The sequence below is a fragment of the Lactococcus fujiensis JCM 16395 genome, from assembly GCF_002441655.1.
Lineage (GTDB): Bacteria > Bacillota > Bacilli > Lactobacillales > Streptococcaceae > Lactococcus > Lactococcus fujiensis.
Map to the genome: position 1 here is coordinate 37,736 of NZ_JXJU01000005.1, position 20,073 is coordinate 57,808.

The window sequence follows — 20,073 nt, forward strand, 5'->3', positions numbered from 1 at the left end:
AATGATATTATAAATAATATGGAGGAAAGTGTCGTTTTGGCAAAAACGAGCGGCACATATATGAAAATGAGTGTTACTATTAACAATTCACATGGCAATGTCGATATTGCGACTGAAGTCATTTCTACTGTTGTTGGTGCAAGCACAACTGAAATTTTCGGCGTCGTTGGCATGACAAGCAAAGCGGCTGTCAAAGATAATTTCCGCAGTATTTTACGTCAAGAGAATTATTCTAAAGGTGTCGTTGTAACAAATACTGACAATGAAATCTCAATTGATGTGTATGTTGTCATCTCTTATGGTGTAAAAATCAGTGAAGTTGCAAAAAACATCCAAGAACGCGTTCGATTCAATTTGGAAAACCAACTCGGAATTTCCGTTTCAAAAATCAACGTTTACGTACAAAATGTGAAGGTGGTTGAAGACTAAGTGGCTAATATAGACGCAAGTAAATTTAAAGAAATGGTCCAAGCGGCAGCAAGTCGTTTGAATGAACAAGCTGAGTACGTTAATTCGCTCAATGTTTTCCCAGTTCCTGATGGAGATACTGGAACAAATATGGGGATGACGATCACAAACGGTGCAAAAGAAGTTGCCGAACGTCCAGCCAATACAGTTGGCGAAGTTGCTCAAATCCTTTCAAAAGGTTTGCTCATGGGTGCCCGTGGTAACTCTGGTGTTATTACATCGCAAATTTTCCGTGGCTTCAGCAATTATGCAAAAGGCTATGACGAACTTGACGGCATTCACTTTGCTGCCGCGCTCCAATCGGGTGTTGAAGTAGCTTACAAAGCTGTTATGAAACCAGTCGAAGGGACTATTTTGACTGTTTCTCGCGGTGCTGCTGAAATGGCGAAACGTAAAACGGACGAAACGGATGATGTCGTTGAAATAATGGCTGCGGCCCTTGACGGTGCTAAAAAAGCATTGGCAATGACGCCTGAAATGCTTCCTGTTCTCAAAGAGGTCGGCGTTGTTGATTCCGGTGGTCAAGGTCTCGTATATATTTATGAAGGCTTCATGATGGCCTTGAATGGCGAATTTGTTCCTGAAACACCAATTGCTGAACTGGGTGCAATGGATCGCATGGTCAATGTTGAACATGAATCAGCTGGTGTAGGAAGTGCTTCTACTGCTGATATTAAATTTGGATACTGTACCGAAATCATGGTCGAAATCGGTAAAGGACCATCGGTTCAAACCGAATATAGCCACGATAATTTCCAAACTTTCCTTGAAGGACTTGGAAACTCAACTGTTTTAGTCGATGACGATGAAATTATTAAACTTCACGTTCATACTGAAGATCCAGGGCTTGTGATTCAAGAAGGACTCAAATTTGGTCGTTTACTTAAGGTCAAAGTTGATAATATGCGTCTTCAAAACGAAGGTGTAAAGGAAAAAGAAGCCAAATCTAATATTTCAACTTCAGCCTCTAAGAAAGACTGGGGATTGATTGCTATCGCCGCTGGTGATGGTTTGGCTGAGATCTTTAAAGAAATGGGTGTCAATCACGTTGTTTCTGGTGGTCAAACGATGAATCCTTCAACTGAAGATATTCTCAAAGCAATTGAAAATGTTAATGCTGAAAAAGTAATCATCTTACCTAATAATAAAAATATTTTCATGGCAGCAAAATCTGCTGCTGAAGTAGCTGAAATTCCTGTCGAAGTTGTTGAATCAGCAACAGTTCCTCAAGGCTTCACAGCACTTCTCGCTTTCGACCCAACGCATAGCATTGAAGAAAATAAAGCCAGCATGACTGCAGCACTTTCAGAAGTTAAATCTGGCTCGGTTACAAATGCAATACGCGATACAAATGTTGATGGAATTGAAATCCACAAAAAAGACACGCTCGGAATGTTGAACAACAAAATCGTTGTATCTACAAAGCGTCAAGGTGATGCAATGATGGCTGTATTTGATAAAATGATTGACGATGACAGTGAAATCGCAACTATTTATGTTGGTAGTGAAGGTAAAAAAGCATTCGCTGAAAAAGTTGCTCGTGTGATCCAAAAGAAATACGGCGACCTTGAAGTCGAAATCTTCGAAGGAAAACAACCCGTTTATCCTTATATCTTCTCAGTTGAATAAGTCAATATAATTAAAAAGCTCTAAAATCAGAGCTTTTTTTATTTTCGAAATATTTTCATCGAAACTTCTTCTCTTCTCAAGGGAGGGAGAATTTTTTCAGTTACCAAAGCGCACTCCCCAATATTCCAATCCATTCGGACGCTTGTGAATTTTGAGCAATATTCAAAAACATGGAGTTAACTTTGACTTAATTTTTAAAGATAATCAGTATTTCAATTTAATGTTGAGAGCCGTTCAAAAAATCTTGCCCAATATTTACTTGAATTAGAAGCAAAGGATTTAATTTTTCAAAAGCTTTAAAAAAGATGCTTCGAAAAGCATCAAATATTCATCGAAAACATGGACGACCCTATCCATTTTTTTAGGAAATGAAAACTGGACTCCAGTGTATCTCTTGTTTAGTTTAATACTTTTTCTTTAATTACTTGCAGAACACCGTTTTCATCATTGGGAGGTGCAATATGTTTGGCATGTGTTTTGACTTCGTCAAAAGCATTTGCCATAGCGTAACTTTCTTGAGCTTGATTAAGTAGCTCGAAATCATTGTAGCCATCACCAAAAGCCATTGTTTCGTCAGAACTGACAGCTAAAATTTCTTGCAGTTTTTGAACAGTTGTCCCTTTGTGAATCCCCTTTGAAGTAATGTCAATCCATGCCGCCTCACTTGCAACAATATAAAAATTATCTTGTTCTCCTTTTATTTTCTCAAATGTATCAAAACACCGCTTTTTACGATCAAAAACAGTAATTTTTACAAAATCATCCGTTATTTCTGAGAAATCTTTAACCACATTAATCGTCGCATAAGATCGACGAACAAGCTCGCCATCGAGCAATTGACGTCGGTCAGCAATAACTGCTGCTTGCGTCGTACAAGCAATAATAGTTTGGTCGGCTTGAATGCCTTCAAGTTTGGAAATAATATCTAGACCTTTTGAATTTGGAATCAGGGATTCAAATTCAAATTTCCCCGCATGTTTAATTCGGCTAGCAGAATCGCCCAAAATCCAAATTTTATCTGCTAAGTCTCCAAATAGTTCTTCTACTCTTTCCGTTTGTTTCCCTGTGACAGCACCAAAAGCAATGTTCTTTTTAGTCAGTTCTGACAAAATATTGGAAAAGTCTTCTTTGTTATAATCCCCTTTTGAATTTAGAAAAGTACCGTCTAAATCTGTTAAAATCAGTTTTATCATATGACCTCCAGTATGTTTATTAATTAAATTATAACATTTCTATGAAAAGTAAGCGTTTTATATTAAGAAACATGTTTTTTTCATCCTGTAACAAAAATTTAATGTTACATTTTGCACAAAGTTTCAGTTTTGCACATTGTTCACAAAGTTTTTGTGATATAATTTGTGTAAAATATATTTGACATAAATTAATTTTGGAGTAAAAATGCAAACACTTGATCAAACTCACGTTGGACAAATTTATTATATTGATCGTATCCTTGGAAAAGACCAGCCAAAACTGCGTGAACTTGGCTTTATTAAAGAAAAGGCGATTAGTTTAATCTCATTTAACGGTGAAAATGCAATAGTTAAGCTTGAAAATGCAAGATTAGCTTTAAGTAGTTCTTATCTGAAACAAATTTTTGTAAAAAAAGAACGTTCTAAAGAAGAAATCGTCGGTCTCTCAAAATTAGAAATTGGTCAAACAGGTATCGTCAGAATCATTGATGCTACTGGTGAGATAAAACGCCGACTGATGGACATGGGAATTACACGAGGAACAAGTGTCCTAGTCCAAAAGTTGGCACCCCTTGGCGACCCTATGGAACTCCATCTGAGAGGATATGCCTTATCTTTACGAAAAATTGATGCTGATAGAATTAAAGTCGTTATTGACAAAAAAGTAGATTAACGTGGTAAAAGTATGACAATCATTGCCTTATTAGGGAACCCCAATAGTGGGAAAACAAGCATCTTTAATATCATAACTGGAAGTAATCAACAAGTCGGAAATTGGCCTGGTGTAACCGTTGAACGAAAATCTGGTCGTTATAAAAAGGACAAAACTATCACCATTCAAGATTTGCCTGGCCTCTACTCCCTCTCTCCATATTCACTCGAGGAGCAGGTTACCCGTGACTATCTTTCACTCACACCACCTGATGTTTTGGTCAACATTATAGATTCAACAAACTTGGAACGTTCTTTATACTTAACCTTGCAACTAATGGAATTTGGGATTCCAATGGTGCTTGCCTTAAACATGAGCGACTTAGTTGAAAGAGAAGGAAAATCAATTGACCTTGAGAAGTTATCCTATCGACTCGGACTTCCCATTGTTAAAACCTCAGCAGTTAAAAACCGTGGACTTGATGAATTAATTAATCTTGCTAAAAAAATCCCAAAAACCCAAGCACTGGATTATGATCACCGTCTTGAAGGTGCCCTTTCTGAAATTGCAAAAGTCATTCATTCAAATCGTCGATTTGATCAAATCAAATGTTTTGAGGGCGACAAATTGGCCCTGTCAGTACTGACAGAAAAACAATTGCTTGAAATCGATGATATAGTCAGCATCTCTGAAAAAATATTGAACGATGATCGTGAATCGATCATCGTAAACGAGCGTTATGATTTAATAAGCCAAATTGTCCGACTTTGCGTCACTGAATCAGAAGGTAAATCGATTAAACTCACAGATAAAATTGACCAAATTGTAACAAATAAGTGGCTAGGGCTTCCTATTTTTGTACTTATCATGTGGGCCGTTTATTATTTATCCATTCAGACCGTTGGAACCATTGCGAGTGACTGGATTAATAATGTTTTGTTTGCCCAATGGATTCCAAACTTTGCTAGTTTCATCTTGGCCCATCTTCAAATTGTCCCTTGGCTTCAAGATCTTGTGCTTAATGGAATTATTGCCGGTATTGGTGCCATACTTGGTTTTATTCCACAGATTTTTGTCTTGTTCTTACTCCTTGGAATACTTGAAGACTCTGGATACATGGCACGTGTTGCCTTTATTATGGATCGCATTTTTAGAAAGTTTGGTCTTTCTGGCAAGTCTTTCATTCCAATGCTGATATCCTCAGGTTGTGGTGTTCCAGGTATCATGGCGACTCGTACAATTGAACAAGAACGTGATCGTAAAATTACAATTATGGTTACTACATTTATGCCTTGTTCCGCAAAATTACCAATTATTGCACTTATTTCAGGTGCTTTCTTCAGACAAGCGAGCTGGGTAGCCCCTAGTGCCTATTTTCTAGGAATGGGAATGATAATCTTATCGGGCATTATTCTTAAGAAAACAAAGATGTTTGCAGGTGATGTTTCTGCCTTTATCATGGAACTGCCAATATATCACCTTCCCCAAATCTTTACGGTTCTCAAATATGCCTTCAACCATGCCTTCAGTTTTATTAAACGTGCTGGTACAATTATTTTCGCAATGAATGTGCTCATATGGTTCACCTCGAACTACAATTGGACCTTCCAAAATGTTGCCACGAGCCAATCCATTTTAGCTGATTTCGGTCGTCTTATTGCATTATTCTTTGCCCCTCTAGGCTTTGGTGAATGGAGAGCAGCGGTCGCAACGCTCACTGGGCTCGTTGCTAAAGAAACAATCGTTGGGACAATGGGCGTTTTATATGCACATGACACAAGTAACACTCATCAACTTTGGGAAGCTGTCAGACACGCTTACACCCCTCTCTCTGCCTATTCTCTATTAGTCTTTAATTTACTTTGTGCCCCTTGTATAGCAGCAATTTCAACGATTTATAAAGAAATGGGCGATGTGAAATGGACAATGCGTGCCGTAGGCTTCCAAACACTGGTTGCCTACATGATGAGTTTTATTATTTATCAAATCGGTTTTGCCATTCAATCCAGTCAATTTACACTCATGACCTTACTAGCCTCGTTTGCACTTGCCACTGGTTTATATTTCATTTTCAGAAAGGGAGAGGAACCCACTTATGAACTTGCCTAGTTTTATTTTACTTGCTTTAATTTTAACTGCAACGGCTTTAACCATTCGTAAAATCGTACATAGCAAGGGTGCCTGTGAAGATTGTAGCAGTAATACCTGCCCAGTTAAATCAGCCGTTCCAATTTCTACGACACTTGAAAACAGCCACAAAGATTCTTGTTCATGTGAAGAATGATGTAGTTGCCTTTGGTTAAAGTTCCATCATTAAAAACAAAAAATCATTATTAGAAAGCGCCTTTTTGATACAATAACATAAAGGAGTAAATGATGAAAGCAATCGCAGTAGATATGGATGGCACTTTTTTAAATGACCAATCAAACTATGACGCCAAACTCATTTGTCATGAAAAATGCTACCTCTAAAACGCTTCTGAATATCGCACAGCATACTGCTCCTTCAAACAATGAAAGTGGCGTTTTACAAATAATTGAGCAAAATATCTAAAAAACCAGCACTATGCTGGTTTTTTCGCTAAAAGATTAATCCAAGATACATGAAAATGGCCTGAAAAAGTGAAAATACCATCAGTATTTTAACTGAACTGATAAAAGTTTCTCTTTTCACCTGTGCCTTAACGTAGGGGCGAGCAAATTTTATCATCAGTGGAACTGTCATTAACATTAATAACAAGATTGGAGAAATAAGTTTCAGTACAACTGCAACAATAATGGCCACATAACTCAAAACAATCGACGTTTCCCACCAATCAACTGCCGCTTTTTTTCCAATATAGTGAACTATAGTATACCGATGGTTAGATTCATCTTCTGCAAGGTCGCATGTATTATTTGCTAACATCAAATTGGCAATCAGTAAAACACTGGGCAATGCAACGAGAAAAGTCGAGCCAATCGTTGTCCAATTCCAGATAAAAGCAGGACCTGCACAAATAAAAACACAAATTAAAAAAATCAGATAACCCATTGTGATTCCACTTAAAAACTCACCAATAGGTAAAGTTGAAAGTGGTTTAGGTCCTCCGGCATAAAAAATACCGACTGCATAACAAATCAAACCAATTGCAAAAACTTCCCAGCCAGTCATTGCTGCTACGAGTAATCCGATTAATAGTGAACTGAAAAAAAAGAAAATAAGAAGTCCTTTAATCAAACCCATACTTAAATTTTCACGGCCAATAATATTCGTATTTTTTTGATAATCATTTGTATCGACAGCATTATGAAAATCATTATAATTGTCCCAAATATCCACAAAACAGTTAAATAAAAACATCGCGACAAAATAAATTAATAATGGAATTAAATTAACGACATGGTAATGATAGAGTGAATAGGCAAGTCCCATCAAAAAGGGGAAAACACTCGCAGTCTTAGCCTTTAATTCAATTAATTCTGCAAAAACTTTTACATTCATCTTTCATCTCCTAGTTTTCTATTTTCTCAACAAAAAAAACGAGGTAAACTCATTTTAATATTTTCTTTGTAACAAAAGTTGAGTCGCCTCAGATAAAATATCGCGACTACGACCAGCAGGTAATTTTTCAATTTCTTCTAAGGCTTTGTCAGTCAAGCTATTTGCAAATAATAAAGCGCCTGCAATCCCTCCAGCTTCTTCTACCAACTTTGCTAAATCAAGGCATTGCTCGCGTGTCAATTTTTCTGGATGTTCCAAAAAAGGCATGATTGTAGCAGGTTCATTTTCTCTAGCAATAAGCAACGGCAATGTAAAAATCCCTAAACGGACATCAGTCAGAATAGGCTTGTTTTCTTCATCAAGGCCAACAGAGAAGTTTAATATGTCGTCATAAACTTGAAAAGCTAACCCAATAGCGCGACCGATTTTGCCTGCTGAATGTTGCACTGATTTGTCAGCACCAGAAAAATAGGCTCCTTCTAAACAGCTCAGACTCAAAAGTTCGGCCGTTTTTCCGGAAATAGCTTTCAAATATTTATGGACAGAAATAGTAGCGTCAAACGCCGATTGCATTTGTGTCAATTCACCTTGTAAAATCTTCTTCATTGATTTAGCATTCTTTGTTAAAAATGGTGTTGATACCATCGTTTCTATCAACAATTCAAAGAAAATGGTATAAACAAAATCACCTGTATAGACCGCAACATCTTTTCCAAATTGGGCTTCAACAGAAGGCATTCCGCGTCTCAAAGGCGAATCATCAATGATATCATCATGAATAAGTGTTGCTGAGTGGAGCATTTCGAGTGATGCAGCAATTTTGAGCAAACGTTCTTGCATTTTGGGATCTGATTCATCTGAATTTAATCCAGCGAACAAGAAAAAAAGTGCAGGCCGAACCATTTTTCCGCCTCGCGAAGTCATTTTCTGTAATGCTGACTCAATCTCTTGATTATTAATCTTGAGTCGTTCCGCCATTAATTCTTGAACAGCAATTAATTTGTTTTGAATTTCAGGGTAATCTTGCCAAAAGCTGAGCATCTATTCCATCCTCTCGTGTCATACGCACTATTAACTATTTTAGCAAAAATTATAATATTCTGCTTTGTAAAAGTTTTTTTACATAAGACATCACAAAACAATATAATATGATTAAAAAAAAATTTGTAAGAATGCTTATTTTCTTGCCTGATTGCCTTAACACAATCAAACAAGAATTCCTAAGCAACACTGACAAATTTTCGTCGATTAACGAATTTCGATGATTTTATCTTGTGGTAAACGATAACTTGCCACACCTTTAACTGCTGCATTTCCAAGAGGGATAATTAATTCAGGGCGATAACGACGTTCAACTTCTAGAATTTCATTAATTTTTGGTGTCCGATGAAAGCCGAGAATAATATTTGAATCGTAACCACGATTTTTTATCGCATAAACTAAGTTCATGGTAACTAAACCAGCATTAATTGAAAGATAATTGCTCTCATAGAATTCGTCATATTCATCAAACATTTGAGGATAACGACTATTAAAACGTTCAAGCTGCTCGTCACTCAATTCTTCAGCTCCAGCGCGGGCAATTTCACGAGAGCGTTCAACAAGATCAGTATCACTAAAGAGAACGATAACGGCACCAGCTTCCTTAATTTGATCAACATTCTGGCCTTTGACTTCACCAAGTAAAGCTTCTCTTTTCTCATCGCTTTCAACAATGACGAAGTGCCAAGGCTGAATATTATGCGCAGAAGGTGCCAAACTGGCCGCAGAAATAATTTGTTTTACATCAACAGTAGGAATTTTTTTACCATCAAAATGTTTGGTGGCATGTCGTGATTTATTAAGTTTTACATAGTCCATAAAATTTATCCCTCTTCTCTATAATGCTTTTATTTTACCACAAATAGTTCCATTTTTAAAAATCTTCAAATGTTAATATTTGATTAATATAGTTACTTTTATTCAATATAATAGAACTTTGTTACAAAGAAAAAATGACAACTTGAAGTCGCCATTCTTAGTTCATTACTTTTTGAACTTTATCTTTTCGCATTTGTTTTGAACGAAGCTGTCCACAAGCTGCGTCAATGTCAGTCCCATGCTCTTGACGTAAAACACAATTGATTCCATTCTTCTTCAAAACATTGTAAAATTGTTCAACAGCATCCTTAGTTGATCTTTCATATTTGATATGCTCAGCAACTGGATTATAGGGAATCAGGTTGACATATGCCAATTTATTTCGCGGTTTAATTAATTCTGCCAATTGTTGTGCGACTTCTGGACTGTCATTAATACCCGAAAGCATGATATATTCGTATGTCACGCGCCGATTAGTAGTATCCGTATAATAGTCAATGGCATTAAATAATTTTTCCAAAGGTTGGCTTCGATTAATACGCATGAGACTAGTTCTTAGTTCGTTATTAGGTGCATGCAGTGAAATCGCCAAGTTAATCTGCAAATTTTCGTGGGCAAACTCACGAATTTTAGCAGGCATATAACCACATGTTGAAACAGTAATATGTCGAGCTCCAATGGCCAATCCGTTGTCATCATTGACAATGTGCAAGAAATCCATCAAATTTTGGTAGTTATCAAATGGTTCACCAATCCCCATCACCACTAAATGAGAAACACGTTCATCAAGTCCACGCTCATCAAAATATTTTTGAACCAACATAATTTGCGCAACAATCTCACCAGCTGTCACATCACGCTCTTTTTTCAAAATCCCACTTGCACAAAAAGTACAACCCATATTACATCCCACTTGTGTTGTGACACAAACGGATAAGCCGTAGGCTTGTCGCATGAGAACGGTTTCTATCATCATTTGATCCGGAAGTCTAAATAAGTATTTAACCGTTCCATCTTCTGATTCTTGAATCACCACTTGCTCTAATGGATTCATAATAAACTCAGCTTTGAGTTTCTCAATGAGTTCCTTAGATAGGTTTGTCATCTCGTCAAATGTTTGAACTCGTTTACGATAAAGCCAATCCCAAACTTGTGTTGCACGAAACTTTTTTTCGTCATTTGCGACTGCCCAGTCAATCAATTTCTCACGCGTCAATCCATAGATGGATGCCTTCGCGTCTTTTTTTTCTTCAGCCCTCATATTTATTCCTTGTTTTGTTAATATATGAATCCTTGCCTTAAATGATTAACTCTGTGTTGTGATGGATAAAAAAGTAGACTTAAGGTATGATTCATAATCATTTAGAATCTCGTGTGCGAATAACAAAACCTTGTTGTTTTGGTTTTGTCGCTTGGCCATTTGATTTCTGTTTATTCGAATTAGAATTACCAACATTTGTCTTATTAGTATTTGTACGAGTGCGTTTGTTAGACTCGTTTTTCTTCCGAGGTTCTCTCGCTGAATCATTGTCAGTGATGACAAAACTATTTTTGCGTTTGTCAGAATTGACTTTCTTCTTTGGATTCCCTTTTTCGCCCTTGTTATCCAACTTTTGATTTGGCCCCTTGGACATATTCTGATTCTGAACTTTTGATTTTTCTAGATTAGAGTTTCCTTTTTTATCTCTAACTTCATAGCTGTTAGCCTCCGCTCCTTCGTTATTCCGATTTTTATTTCGGTTACGATTTCGGCGACGTTTTGGCTTATCTAATTTAGCTTGACGATCATTCTCATCAAACGCACGTTCAGAATTAAAGGCCTCTTTTTTCCGATTTTCCTTTGTCCGAATGCGTCTCAAAACAAAATAAGGTGCCCCATAATTGCAATATTCATTCAGATAGTCTTCTAAATGATCTATTTTCGTTGCCGCATCCATTTTTTTTCGGCTTGTTGAGAAAAATCCTTTCAACCGAAGTTGCTCAAAGCCCCAATCTCCAACAATATAGTCGTACTTGTCAAAAAGCTCTGAGAATCGTTGTTCAAATTTTTCCGCATCAAAACCCTCTCGGAAATTTTGAACCAAGTGGAATGTTTTATCTGTTCCAACAGTAACAACCCCCTCAAATTCAACAACATGTTCTCCTGGATATTTATTGTAATTTAATTTACTTTCGTCAATCTCTTTTGGCATTTATTTTGTCTTTATGCAGTTTTTAGCTGGTTCTAAAAGTGCTGCCTCAAAGTCCTTTCTCATTTTCTATTAATTTATGCGCCACAATTTCCCGCAAGAAATAAGGAAAAATAATTTCTGATTTTCCAATTTTCTTCAGAATAGGAAAATACCATGTAAACAAATACTGGTCTGGAACAACAATCTGATAGCTTTCATTAGGTATAATCTTTTCCCATACTCCAGCTTTTTGAATATAAAATTCACCGTGTTCAATCTTCAACTGATGTAAAACAAGACGTCCAAACGTTTTTCCGCGGAAGCCCATGCCCCGAATTTGTTGCGTTGAAAGAAAAGCCGACACATCAATCATTTCCATTAGCACTTCACGCAGTTCAAATCCCGTAATGGTAAAACGAACCATACGAATCGAATGTGGTAAAAGATCATGCAAAGTATCAAGTGTGATATTTTGGGGAATTTCATCCGCAACAATCAAGCCTGAATTGAGGATACAAGCATCGGTTTGACTAGCTTCGGTTAAAATCTCCCCTAAAAAATGACTGGCTTCATCATGCGGATACTGATTTGGAATTGGATGCTCTAACTGAGCCAATTGAGTTCCAGACAAAAGTTTATGGCCTTGTAATTGCCAGCCCTTAATATCAAGTGCATCAGATTTATACTTTGGCAATGTGTTTGTTGCAATAGCCTCAATTTGGTGGTCAACCAGATGATTTTCTTCGTTAAAAGTAAGGTCAATCTGCCCGACATATTGACCATATTTTCCAGCTGCTGCTAACAATGTCCCATTAGATATGGCGCCATGCTCAAACAAGTGATGCGTATGAGCACCAATGATTAAATCGATATCATAGCGCTCCGTAATCTTTTCATCAACATTTTTCCCCAAATGTGAAAGTAAAATTGTAAAATCGCAGTCCAGTGGTAAAAGGTCATCTAAAACGGAAATGGGATCAGATAATTCCCACCCTGCAGATGGATAAGCCAATCTATAAGGAGCTGTTAAGCCAATGATCCCTACTCGAAGACCGAATGTAGTCGTAAAAATCATTGGACCTTTCGCGAAATTAGTTTCCAAGTTTGATAGAAGAACGGGGAACTCTGCTTCATCATAAAGATGGCTCAACATCTCATGTGTCAGCCCCAGTCCTTCATTATTTCCTATCGTAGCAGCAGTCAAATTCAATCGATTCATCAAGGCCACATTCATTTGACCATTCGTAGCTTCTGTCAAGGGGTGAACACGGTCAATATTATCACCTAAATCAAATCGCAAGACGTTTTTTGGAGAAGAAAATTCGGCTGTTTGTTCAGCAAAAAAACGCTCAATAACAGGAAAGTTTTCCAAATGCGAATGCAAATCATTAAGGTGGAGAATTCGCAGATTATTCATAGCTCAATTATACCATATCTGTCAAGGCAATTTGCAGGCTACTCATGTAAAGTAACCTTGACACTTTCATTATTTACCAGTCGAACCAAACCCCCCAGTACGAACTGTTTTTGTCACATTATCATCACCATCAGCGACTAAGAAAGGCATAAATACGCCTTGCGTCACACGTTCACCTGCTTCGATAACAACAGCGTGGTCAGTAATATTCATCATTTGAGCAAAAATTTCGCCCTCATTTCCAGAATTACCATAGTAATCGCCATCAATTACACCAACTGAATTTGCTAAAACAAGCCCTTTTTTTCTTGGATTTGATGAACGGTCATACAAGTAAAGGACTTCTCCAGCTTGCATATATGCTTTCAAACCGGTAGAAACTAATTTTATTTCACCTGGTGCAAAATGAACAGTTTCGACGGCTGCCAAGTCATATCCAGCCGCGTGTTCTGTCTCTCGATGTGGTAAATCAAGACCTTGGTCAGCATATTTTGTAACAAATTCAAATCCACGTATCTTCATTTTCATTCTCAATTCTATTAATAATTATTCTTATTATACCATAGAAAAAAGCACCAAAAGGTGCTTTGAGATGTAAAATTTAATGTCATTGTTGATGAAAAACAAGTTGGCTTATAGTTCCTCAGCATTTGTTTCAATGATCTGTTGATACCAGTAATAAGAGTCTTTTGGAATCCGTTTGAGGCTGCCCTCCATACTCTCATCTTGGTCAACGTAGACAAAACCATATCGTTTCTGATAACCATTTAGCCAAGAAAGTAAATCTGTATAGCTCCAAGTGTGATAGCCAATGACTGTTGCACCATCTGTAATGGCCTCTTTTATCGCTTTAACATGACTTTCGAGATAGGCAATACGGTATTCGTCATGAACTTTACCATCTTCAAGTTTATCATATTCTCCAAGTCCATTTTCAGTAATCATGACTGGAATACGATAGCGTGAAGTGATCCGTCGAAGTGCGATGCGTAAGCCTTCTGGATCAATTTCCCAGTCCCAATTTGTCCGCTCAATGAACGGGTTTTGAACTTTTTTGTGCAATCCGGGAACACCTGATTCTTTTGTGGTTCCTTTTTTACCACTTGTATTAAATTCTGTCGCACCTACACCCCCGTCAACTGGATTCCATGCATTTGTTGCCGTTTGATAATAATTAACACCGAGGAAGTCTGGATGAGCAGATTTCAACAATTCAGCATCACCATCCGCAAATTCAGGTGCCAATCCTTGCTCACGCAAATGAGCCAAGGCAACAATTGGATATTCACCATAAATGTAAACATCTATCCAAAAATGACTATACATTTCTTCTGCATTTTCAGCTGCAAGGACATTCATTGGATTGCTATCAATTGCATATTGTGGGGTGTATGCAAAACTTGGACCAATTTGTCCAGGCATTTTCATATCATGGAATTTATTAATAACTGCTGCGTTAGCCAAATTGGCATGGTGATTAACTTGATAAAAAAGTTTAAGATTTTTCTTTCCAGGTGGGTGAGTTGCAGTCACCCAGCCTTGGTTTGTAAAGACATTTTGTTCATTCAATGAAACCCAATATTTGACTTTTCCTTTGAACGCATTGAATAAAATTTCGGAATAATTGACGAAATCGGCAATAACCTCGCGAGATTCCCAGCCTCCATACAAATCTTGTAAAGCCTGTGGCAAATCCCAATGATAGAGAGTTACAATCGGCTCAATTCCATTTGTAATTAATTCATCAATCAAATCCTCGTAAAATTTCAATCCGCCTTGGTTAACTTCTCCTCGTCCATCAGGCAGAATACGGCTCCAAGCAATTGAAAAACGGTATGATTTCAAGCCGAGTTCTTTCATCAAAGCGACATCTTCTTTGTATCGATGGTAGTGGTCTACTGCTACATCCCCATTTGTGCCTTTAAATGTTTTCCCAGGAATGCGTACGAAATTGTCCCACACACTCGCTTTTTTCCCATCTTCAAATGGAGCACCTTCGACTTGATATGCTGCTGAAGCAGACCCCCAGAGAAAATCATTTGGGAAGGATTTTAATATTTTATGTTCCATAATTCTCCTAAACCTAAACGGCTCATCATATTTTTATAAGTTAAGGACTTTGCCTTCACTAATATTATACCAAATGGAAACGCTTATATCTGTTACAACATTTGAAATATGTTTTTAATTGATCAAAGAAACCTGTCAGTACTGACAGGTTTCTTTATTTTATCCGGCTATTACATTAAAGAACAAAACTTGTCCCCATTCGCTTTCTTTAATCAAGGCTTTCACTTTTTTAACTTCTTCATCCAAGTCTGTAACACCTGCTGGAACTTCAAAATAGTGTTTCAAAGCTTGTTTTTTTACAAATGTGTAACCATTTGCTTCCAAAAGTTCAATAATTTCTTTTTGTTTTTGTGCAAGATTTACAATAATCATATTAAAATGTCCTTTCAATTCGTTTTTGTCGTCATTTCTGACAAAAACAGAAGCATTAGTTTAAAAAATTTCCCTATGCTCATTATATCAATTTTTTAACAGTTTTAAAATATCACTTTTTCAATAAATGGAACTTATTTACGTGATTTAATTTTTTCGTTCTTTTGATTTTCAATTACTTCTTCAGCTAATTGATCCGCTTTTTTCTTTTGATTCCGAGAAACGAGAATCATAACTGCGCCCACAATGATAATCAGTAGTCCAAACCAGTTTTGATAGGCTATTAACAATAAGCCGAGACTGATGACGGCAATTCCCCATGTGCTCATTTGACCACCTCCACATTAAAATACAGTACCGAACCGTAAGGTTGAGCTTTTATTAATTCTTTTGCTCGACGTGCATCATCTTCCAAATTGTTTGTTGGTGTTTCAAAATAATGTTTCAACCCTGCCTTTTTCACAAAATGGAAACCATTTTCTTCTAAAAGTCGAACAACTTGGTCTTGCATTTGTGCAAGATTTAAAAATATCATACGTGAATTCCTTTCAATTCGTGGAGTAATTTCATAAAAATAAAGACAAGGCCAGTTTAACCAACCTTGTCTTCATTATATCAAAATTAGTCTAAATCTGTTTCTTCCATCTTGTTAGCTGCGATTACGAATGGTGTCCAGATGATGAATGTTACAGCCAAGTTAATGATTGCAACAATAATGGCACGCCAGTCAAATCCAGTTGCCATGAAGGCATTCAAGATTGGTGGAGTTACCCATGGTACAGCAAGTACGACTGGGCTTACCAAATGAAGAGCAGTAGCTACATAAGCGATAATAACCGCTACAAGTGGAGCTAAAACAAATGGAATTGCGAAGATTGGGTTCAACACAACAGGAAGTCCGAAGAGGACAGGTTCGTTAATGTTGAAGAGTCCAGGAGCAAGACCGAGACGGCTGACCACTTTGTAGTCTTGACGTTTAGAGAAGATCAAGATTGCAAGGACAAGGGTGATTGTACCACCCGATCCACCGAACCAAGCAAAGGCATCCCATGATCCACGTACCCAAAGGTTAACGAAGTCACCGTTAATTGCGTGTGCTTTGTCAATTGCACCTTTAGAAACCAAATCATTGATTCCTGCAGAGTGAAGTTTGAAGTAAAGAGCTTGGTTGTTAAGTCCAAGAGGTCCCCAGATACCATCGAGGGCAGGTGACAACACGTTTGGACCGTGGATACCGAAGAACCAGAAGATTGATACGAAGATTGTTACAATCAATACTGAGAAGATGTTTTGTGACAATACTTGGAATGGTTCAGCGATATATTTCGAAATTAAGTTAATTACAGAGTCGTTTGTTAATTTACCAACGATGTAGTAGATCAAGCTGACAACGTACAAAGCAACGATTGTTGGAATGATAGCAAGGAAAGCTTTTGCAACTGCAGGTGGAACTGATTCTGGCATCTTGATTGTGATATCAGCAAGCATCAATTTAGCATAAATAATTACGGCAATTGCACCCATAATAATAACAGTGAAGTATGCTCCAGCATCCATGTGGGCTGCAGCGAACACTGGTTTCCAAGTTGCGAGACCTTGTGTAGAAAGGACACCATTTACAGCGTCAACGGCTTTTGAAGTACCAGAAGTTTTGTCCATGCCACCAGTTGTAGCGAGGGCTGTTGTAAATTTTGCAAGTTGGTTTGGCAAACCAGCGAATAAAGTAGCAACTGAAATGATACCACCAGCGAGGTCATTGACACCGTATGCACGAGACAAATTGTAACCCCAAGAAAAGGCGAAAATCATACCGATAACTGTTAGTGTACCTTGGTTAACTAAACCTGAGATATTATTCAAGTCACCGATAACTGGTACATTTGCTAATGTCCAGACTTTATCTGGCGCAAGAGCTGCAAATTTTGAACCCCCCAAAATCATTTGTTGGATTGATTGTGGGAAAGTTGTGACGATTGCAGAAATCATCGCTGCCAACGCACCGGCAAGTGTTGCAGGCAACATACCGATGAATGAGTCACGCAAAGCGATCAGATGTTTTTGAGATCCGATTTTTGCAGCAACTGGCACGATGTATTTCTCCATCCATGCTGTAATTCCGTTCATGGAATCCTCCTTATAAAGATATAATAATAAATACTTCCAAAATATTTGGATACTTTTTTAGTGGAAAACATTAGCAGTTAAATATTAATGTTTTCTTTACGCAAGCTTAAATAACATCGCTTACATAAATATGATAATGCTTTCAAAAACAAAAATCAAGGCTTATCAAGAACTTAAAAACATGTTTCAACTAATAAAACAAGCCTCAATTGTCAATGAAAGTTTTTAATTATTCCTTAATCATCTTGAAACTACTCCATGGCTTCAAGAAATCAAGAAGGAACAATTCATCATCTGAGATTCGACCCACAACATTGACACGGCCATCATTTTTCATGGTTTTGAGGGCAATTTGTGTTTCACCTTTGTATTGACCGTAACCATCATTATCAATAACAATATCGCCGCGTTCAATTGTATCTGTATCGTGAGCTGGGAAATCCAAGTCACGATAGGTTACACGAGTCATCGTTGACCGTAAGATGTAGGCAGATCGATCTCCTCGATAACTATGGGTCGCTTCAAATAAACATTTCAGTTCATTTTCAGTGGCAGTCTCACGAGGCACAATTTTAATCTCAGGCATACTTGCATTAAATGCTTTAGCCATTGCTTTCAATTCTTCCTCACTTGCATAAGCATTAGCAACAGTAATGTCATCAATTCCACCAATCATCTTATAGTGCTTCACTTGAGTAGCAATATCAAGATCACGATGATCTTCCAATGTACAGAGTCCGTCTTGTGTAGGCCAAGGTCCAAATGTTGCTGCATGAGAATTCACAAACGCCATCGTATTTAAGTTATAGTTTTTAAATTTTTCAGTGCATGACAAGAAAAATTGATATTCAAGTCCTGAATAACGATGAGGATAAAAATTATGACTTCCTAGTAATTTTTCAGAGTCTGGTGAATAATCCATTATGGAATCAACATATGTTGTTCCTTGACTCATATTAATTTCAACCTTAATCCCATAAGGATTACGAGTCATACGAGCTTCCTCAGCACCAGTGAAACCAAGATCAAGGCGAATCCCATCCGCTCCCAAATCGTGGAAGAAAGATAAATCATCGTAACTAATTCCAAGTTGAGTGAACAAGCCAGGGTTGATGTCAATCATGACTTCCATGCCAAGACTATTCGCATAGTCAACAACTTTTTTGAAACCAGAGAGTACTTCTTCTTTATCACCTTTAATCTCTAAAAGTGAGGTAAAAACCCGTTTAAATCCGTATTTGTGGGCAAGATCGAGATATGCTTTATCTTGTTCATAAGTCGAACGTTCTGGATAGACTGAAATTCCTAATTTTCCCATTTTTCTCTAATAAATTTGTAAGAACAAATTTATTTCCTCTCTATTATTTCTTAAATTTCATTTGTTTTTCAAATGACCTTCAACTCTATGATAAGGGTTTCAAAGTAAAAATGCAAGCGCTTTTCTAAGAAAAAATGATATATTTCACACAATGAAACATATCTTTTGTATTTTATAAACTATATTTATATGCCATTTTAAGTGAAAAATGATAATGATAGCATTTTATGTCTATACCAATTATGTGATATTACAAACTATTAAACATTCTGTAATCAAAATTTAAAAATACTCGCGTAAGATTGCTCCATTTTTTCTTAAGATTTCAGCGGTAAACGCACCAATTGTCATTTTAACAGGTTGTCCACTCCCAAAGATCCGATTATTTTCAGGAATCTGTTCATCAATTATTTCCACAGCGAAGTCTGGTTCTCCATTTACTTTGATGAATTCGTCCAAGTTGATAATCCGAGCCATCATATAAGGCTCTTGGGTGATTGTTAAAGCCGCCGGTTCTTGAACATCATATTCAAATCTTTCCCTCGGTGTTGTGACCCAGCTCATTTTATCAAATCCACTCGCATGGCTTGCAATAAAGCGATAAATAGCGTCTTTCGCATTTTTCGAAAGGCTAATAAGTTCCCGGATAACAAAAGTCGAACCCTTAAATTCATAAATCAAATACCCCATCGGACGACCATTTTCTTCATAAATAGCAAAATTTGGTTTTGATTTGTAATGAAAGTAATATTCCCAAACATGAGGAGCTCTTGACATACTTCCCTCATTTTCAGCCTGTGAATGGATTAATTCTAGTTGTTCTAATCCCTCTGCTAGAGTGACACGCCTAATTTTTCCGTCAGTCTTGCGGCCACTGGGAAAATTCTCAGCGGGTAACTCATAGACTTTTCGATCAAAACTGTAAGCATAGCCAAATTTTTCATAAAAAGTATAAGAAAACGGAGCCAAATAACTTAAAGCCGTTCCTTTTTTATACTCATCTTGTAACAATTTTGTCATAAGATTGCGAATTGCCCCATTTCCTCGAAATTCTGGATAGCTTGCGACATATCCGATCCCTGACATTTTTAGCTTTTCATTTTTCCAGAAAACATCAAACGGAATGTCAATTACCATTGAGGTTAATTGATTCTCTTCCATATGTTGATAAGCTTTGGCAAATTCAAGAAGTGCAAAGAATGCTTCATCTCCCCCTGTAACTGGCTTATGAAAGGCATATTTTGCGAGTTCTAATAATTCATTTCTATTTTTTGTATTCGTATTCATAAGTTCATTCTATCATAATTTTTGCTAA

General features: G+C 37.1%; 21 protein-coding genes. 6 read left to right on the plus strand and 15 right to left on the minus strand.

Translation table 11 applies throughout. From position 1 onward, the window contains the following. Positions 1 to 66 precede the first annotated feature (66 nt). Together RT41_RS05025 and RT41_RS05030 are read left to right on the plus strand one after the other, a co-directional pair. On the plus strand, positions 67 to 429 hold the full coding sequence (locus tag RT41_RS05025) for an Asp23/Gls24 family envelope stress response protein (protein ID WP_180752688.1): 363 nt from the start codon (positions 67 to 69) through the stop codon (positions 427 to 429). Continuing rightward, entirely contained in the window at positions 430 to 2,097 is a 1,668-nt protein-coding gene (locus tag RT41_RS05030; RefSeq protein ID WP_096817906.1) for a DAK2 domain-containing protein, read from the plus strand. 398 nt (positions 2,098 to 2,495) lie between these two features. On the opposite strand, the gene RT41_RS05035 is transcribed toward RT41_RS05030, so the two are convergent. Continuing rightward, entirely contained in the window at positions 2,496 to 3,290 is a 795-nt protein-coding gene (locus RT41_RS05035; RefSeq protein WP_096817908.1) for an HAD-IIB family hydrolase, read from the minus strand. A 205-nt stretch (positions 3,291 to 3,495) separates the two neighbouring features. Between RT41_RS05035 and RT41_RS05040 the strand changes: the two genes are divergently transcribed. From RT41_RS05040 to RT41_RS10440, 4 genes are all read left to right on the plus strand, one after another. Beyond that, positions 3,496 to 3,963 (plus strand): ferrous iron transport protein A, encoded by a 468-nt coding sequence (locus RT41_RS05040; RefSeq protein WP_096817910.1) that lies wholly within the window; start codon positions 3,496 to 3,498, stop codon positions 3,961 to 3,963. Positions 3,964 to 3,975: 12 nt separating this feature from the next. After that, on the plus strand, positions 3,976 to 6,051 hold the full coding sequence (gene feoB, locus RT41_RS05045) for a ferrous iron transport protein B (protein ID WP_096817912.1): 2,076 nt from the start codon (positions 3,976 to 3,978) through the stop codon (positions 6,049 to 6,051). After that, a complete protein-coding gene (locus RT41_RS05050) occupies positions 6,038 to 6,226 on the plus strand; it encodes a hypothetical protein (protein WP_054639786.1) in 189 nt (62 codons plus the stop codon). The genes feoB and RT41_RS05050 overlap by 14 nt, the downstream gene beginning before the upstream one ends. Positions 6,227 to 6,358: 132 nt before the next feature. Further along, entirely contained in the window at positions 6,359 to 6,496 is a 138-nt protein-coding gene (locus RT41_RS10440; protein WP_180752684.1) for a hypothetical protein, read from the plus strand. A gap of 27 nt (positions 6,497 to 6,523) precedes the next feature. Here RT41_RS10440 and RT41_RS05055 read toward each other — a convergent pair whose 3' ends face one another. From RT41_RS05055 to RT41_RS05120, 14 genes are all read right to left on the minus strand, one after another. Beyond that, positions 6,524 to 7,426, minus strand: a complete 903-nt coding sequence (locus tag RT41_RS05055) for a prenyltransferase (RefSeq protein WP_096817914.1) — start codon at positions 7,424 to 7,426, stop codon at positions 6,524 to 6,526. Between the two features lie 54 nt (positions 7,427 to 7,480). Then, positions 7,481 to 8,467: a polyprenyl synthetase family protein gene (locus RT41_RS05060; RefSeq protein ID WP_096817916.1), complete on the minus strand. Its 987-nt coding sequence runs from the start codon at positions 8,465 to 8,467 to the stop codon at positions 7,481 to 7,483. A 207-nt stretch (positions 8,468 to 8,674) separates the two neighbouring features. Further along, on the minus strand, positions 8,675 to 9,286 hold the full coding sequence (locus tag RT41_RS05065) for a nitroreductase family protein (RefSeq protein WP_096817918.1): 612 nt from the start codon (positions 9,284 to 9,286) through the stop codon (positions 8,675 to 8,677). 157 nt (positions 9,287 to 9,443) lie between these two features. Beyond that, positions 9,444 to 10,547 (minus strand): dual-specificity RNA methyltransferase RlmN, encoded by a 1,104-nt coding sequence (gene rlmN / locus RT41_RS05070; protein WP_096817920.1) that lies wholly within the window; start codon positions 10,545 to 10,547, stop codon positions 9,444 to 9,446. A gap of 97 nt (positions 10,548 to 10,644) precedes the next feature. Continuing rightward, a complete protein-coding gene (locus RT41_RS05075) occupies positions 10,645 to 11,478 on the minus strand; it encodes a YutD family protein (RefSeq protein ID WP_096817922.1) in 834 nt (277 codons plus the stop codon). A 46-nt stretch (positions 11,479 to 11,524) separates the two neighbouring features. Further along, positions 11,525 to 12,874: a bifunctional metallophosphatase/5'-nucleotidase gene (locus RT41_RS05080; RefSeq protein ID WP_096817924.1), complete on the minus strand. Its 1,350-nt coding sequence runs from the start codon at positions 12,872 to 12,874 to the stop codon at positions 11,525 to 11,527. A gap of 69 nt (positions 12,875 to 12,943) precedes the next feature. Further along, positions 12,944 to 13,396, minus strand: coding sequence for a dUTP diphosphatase (locus RT41_RS05085; protein ID WP_054639788.1), 453 nt, complete (start codon positions 13,394 to 13,396; stop codon positions 12,944 to 12,946). A 111-nt stretch (positions 13,397 to 13,507) separates the two neighbouring features. Continuing rightward, a complete protein-coding gene (locus RT41_RS05090) occupies positions 13,508 to 14,944 on the minus strand; it encodes a glycoside hydrolase family 1 protein (RefSeq protein WP_096817926.1) in 1,437 nt (478 codons plus the stop codon). Positions 14,945 to 15,103: 159 nt separating this feature from the next. Then, complete coding sequence (locus RT41_RS05095) at positions 15,104 to 15,316, minus strand: hypothetical protein (RefSeq protein WP_096817927.1); 213 nt, start codon at positions 15,314 to 15,316, stop codon at positions 15,104 to 15,106. 134 nt (positions 15,317 to 15,450) lie between these two features. Continuing rightward, complete coding sequence (locus RT41_RS05100) at positions 15,451 to 15,645, minus strand: hypothetical protein (RefSeq protein WP_096817928.1); 195 nt, start codon at positions 15,643 to 15,645, stop codon at positions 15,451 to 15,453. Continuing rightward, entirely contained in the window at positions 15,642 to 15,851 is a 210-nt protein-coding gene (locus tag RT41_RS05105; protein ID WP_054639789.1) for a hypothetical protein, read from the minus strand. The genes RT41_RS05100 and RT41_RS05105 overlap by 4 nt, the downstream gene beginning before the upstream one ends. Before the next feature lie 86 nt (positions 15,852 to 15,937). Beyond that, complete coding sequence (locus RT41_RS05110) at positions 15,938 to 17,440, minus strand: PTS sugar transporter subunit IIC (RefSeq protein WP_096817930.1); 1,503 nt, start codon at positions 17,438 to 17,440, stop codon at positions 15,938 to 15,940. 229 nt (positions 17,441 to 17,669) lie between these two features. Then, positions 17,670 to 18,758 carry a DUF871 domain-containing protein gene (locus RT41_RS05115; RefSeq protein WP_096817932.1) on the minus strand — a complete coding sequence of 363 codons (1,089 nt, stop codon included), beginning with the start codon at positions 18,756 to 18,758 and terminating at the stop codon, positions 17,670 to 17,672. Between the two features lie 282 nt (positions 18,759 to 19,040). Continuing rightward, complete coding sequence (locus tag RT41_RS05120) at positions 19,041 to 20,045, minus strand: GNAT family N-acetyltransferase (RefSeq protein WP_096817934.1); 1,005 nt, start codon at positions 20,043 to 20,045, stop codon at positions 19,041 to 19,043. Between the last annotated feature and the right edge of the window lie 28 nt (positions 20,046 to 20,073).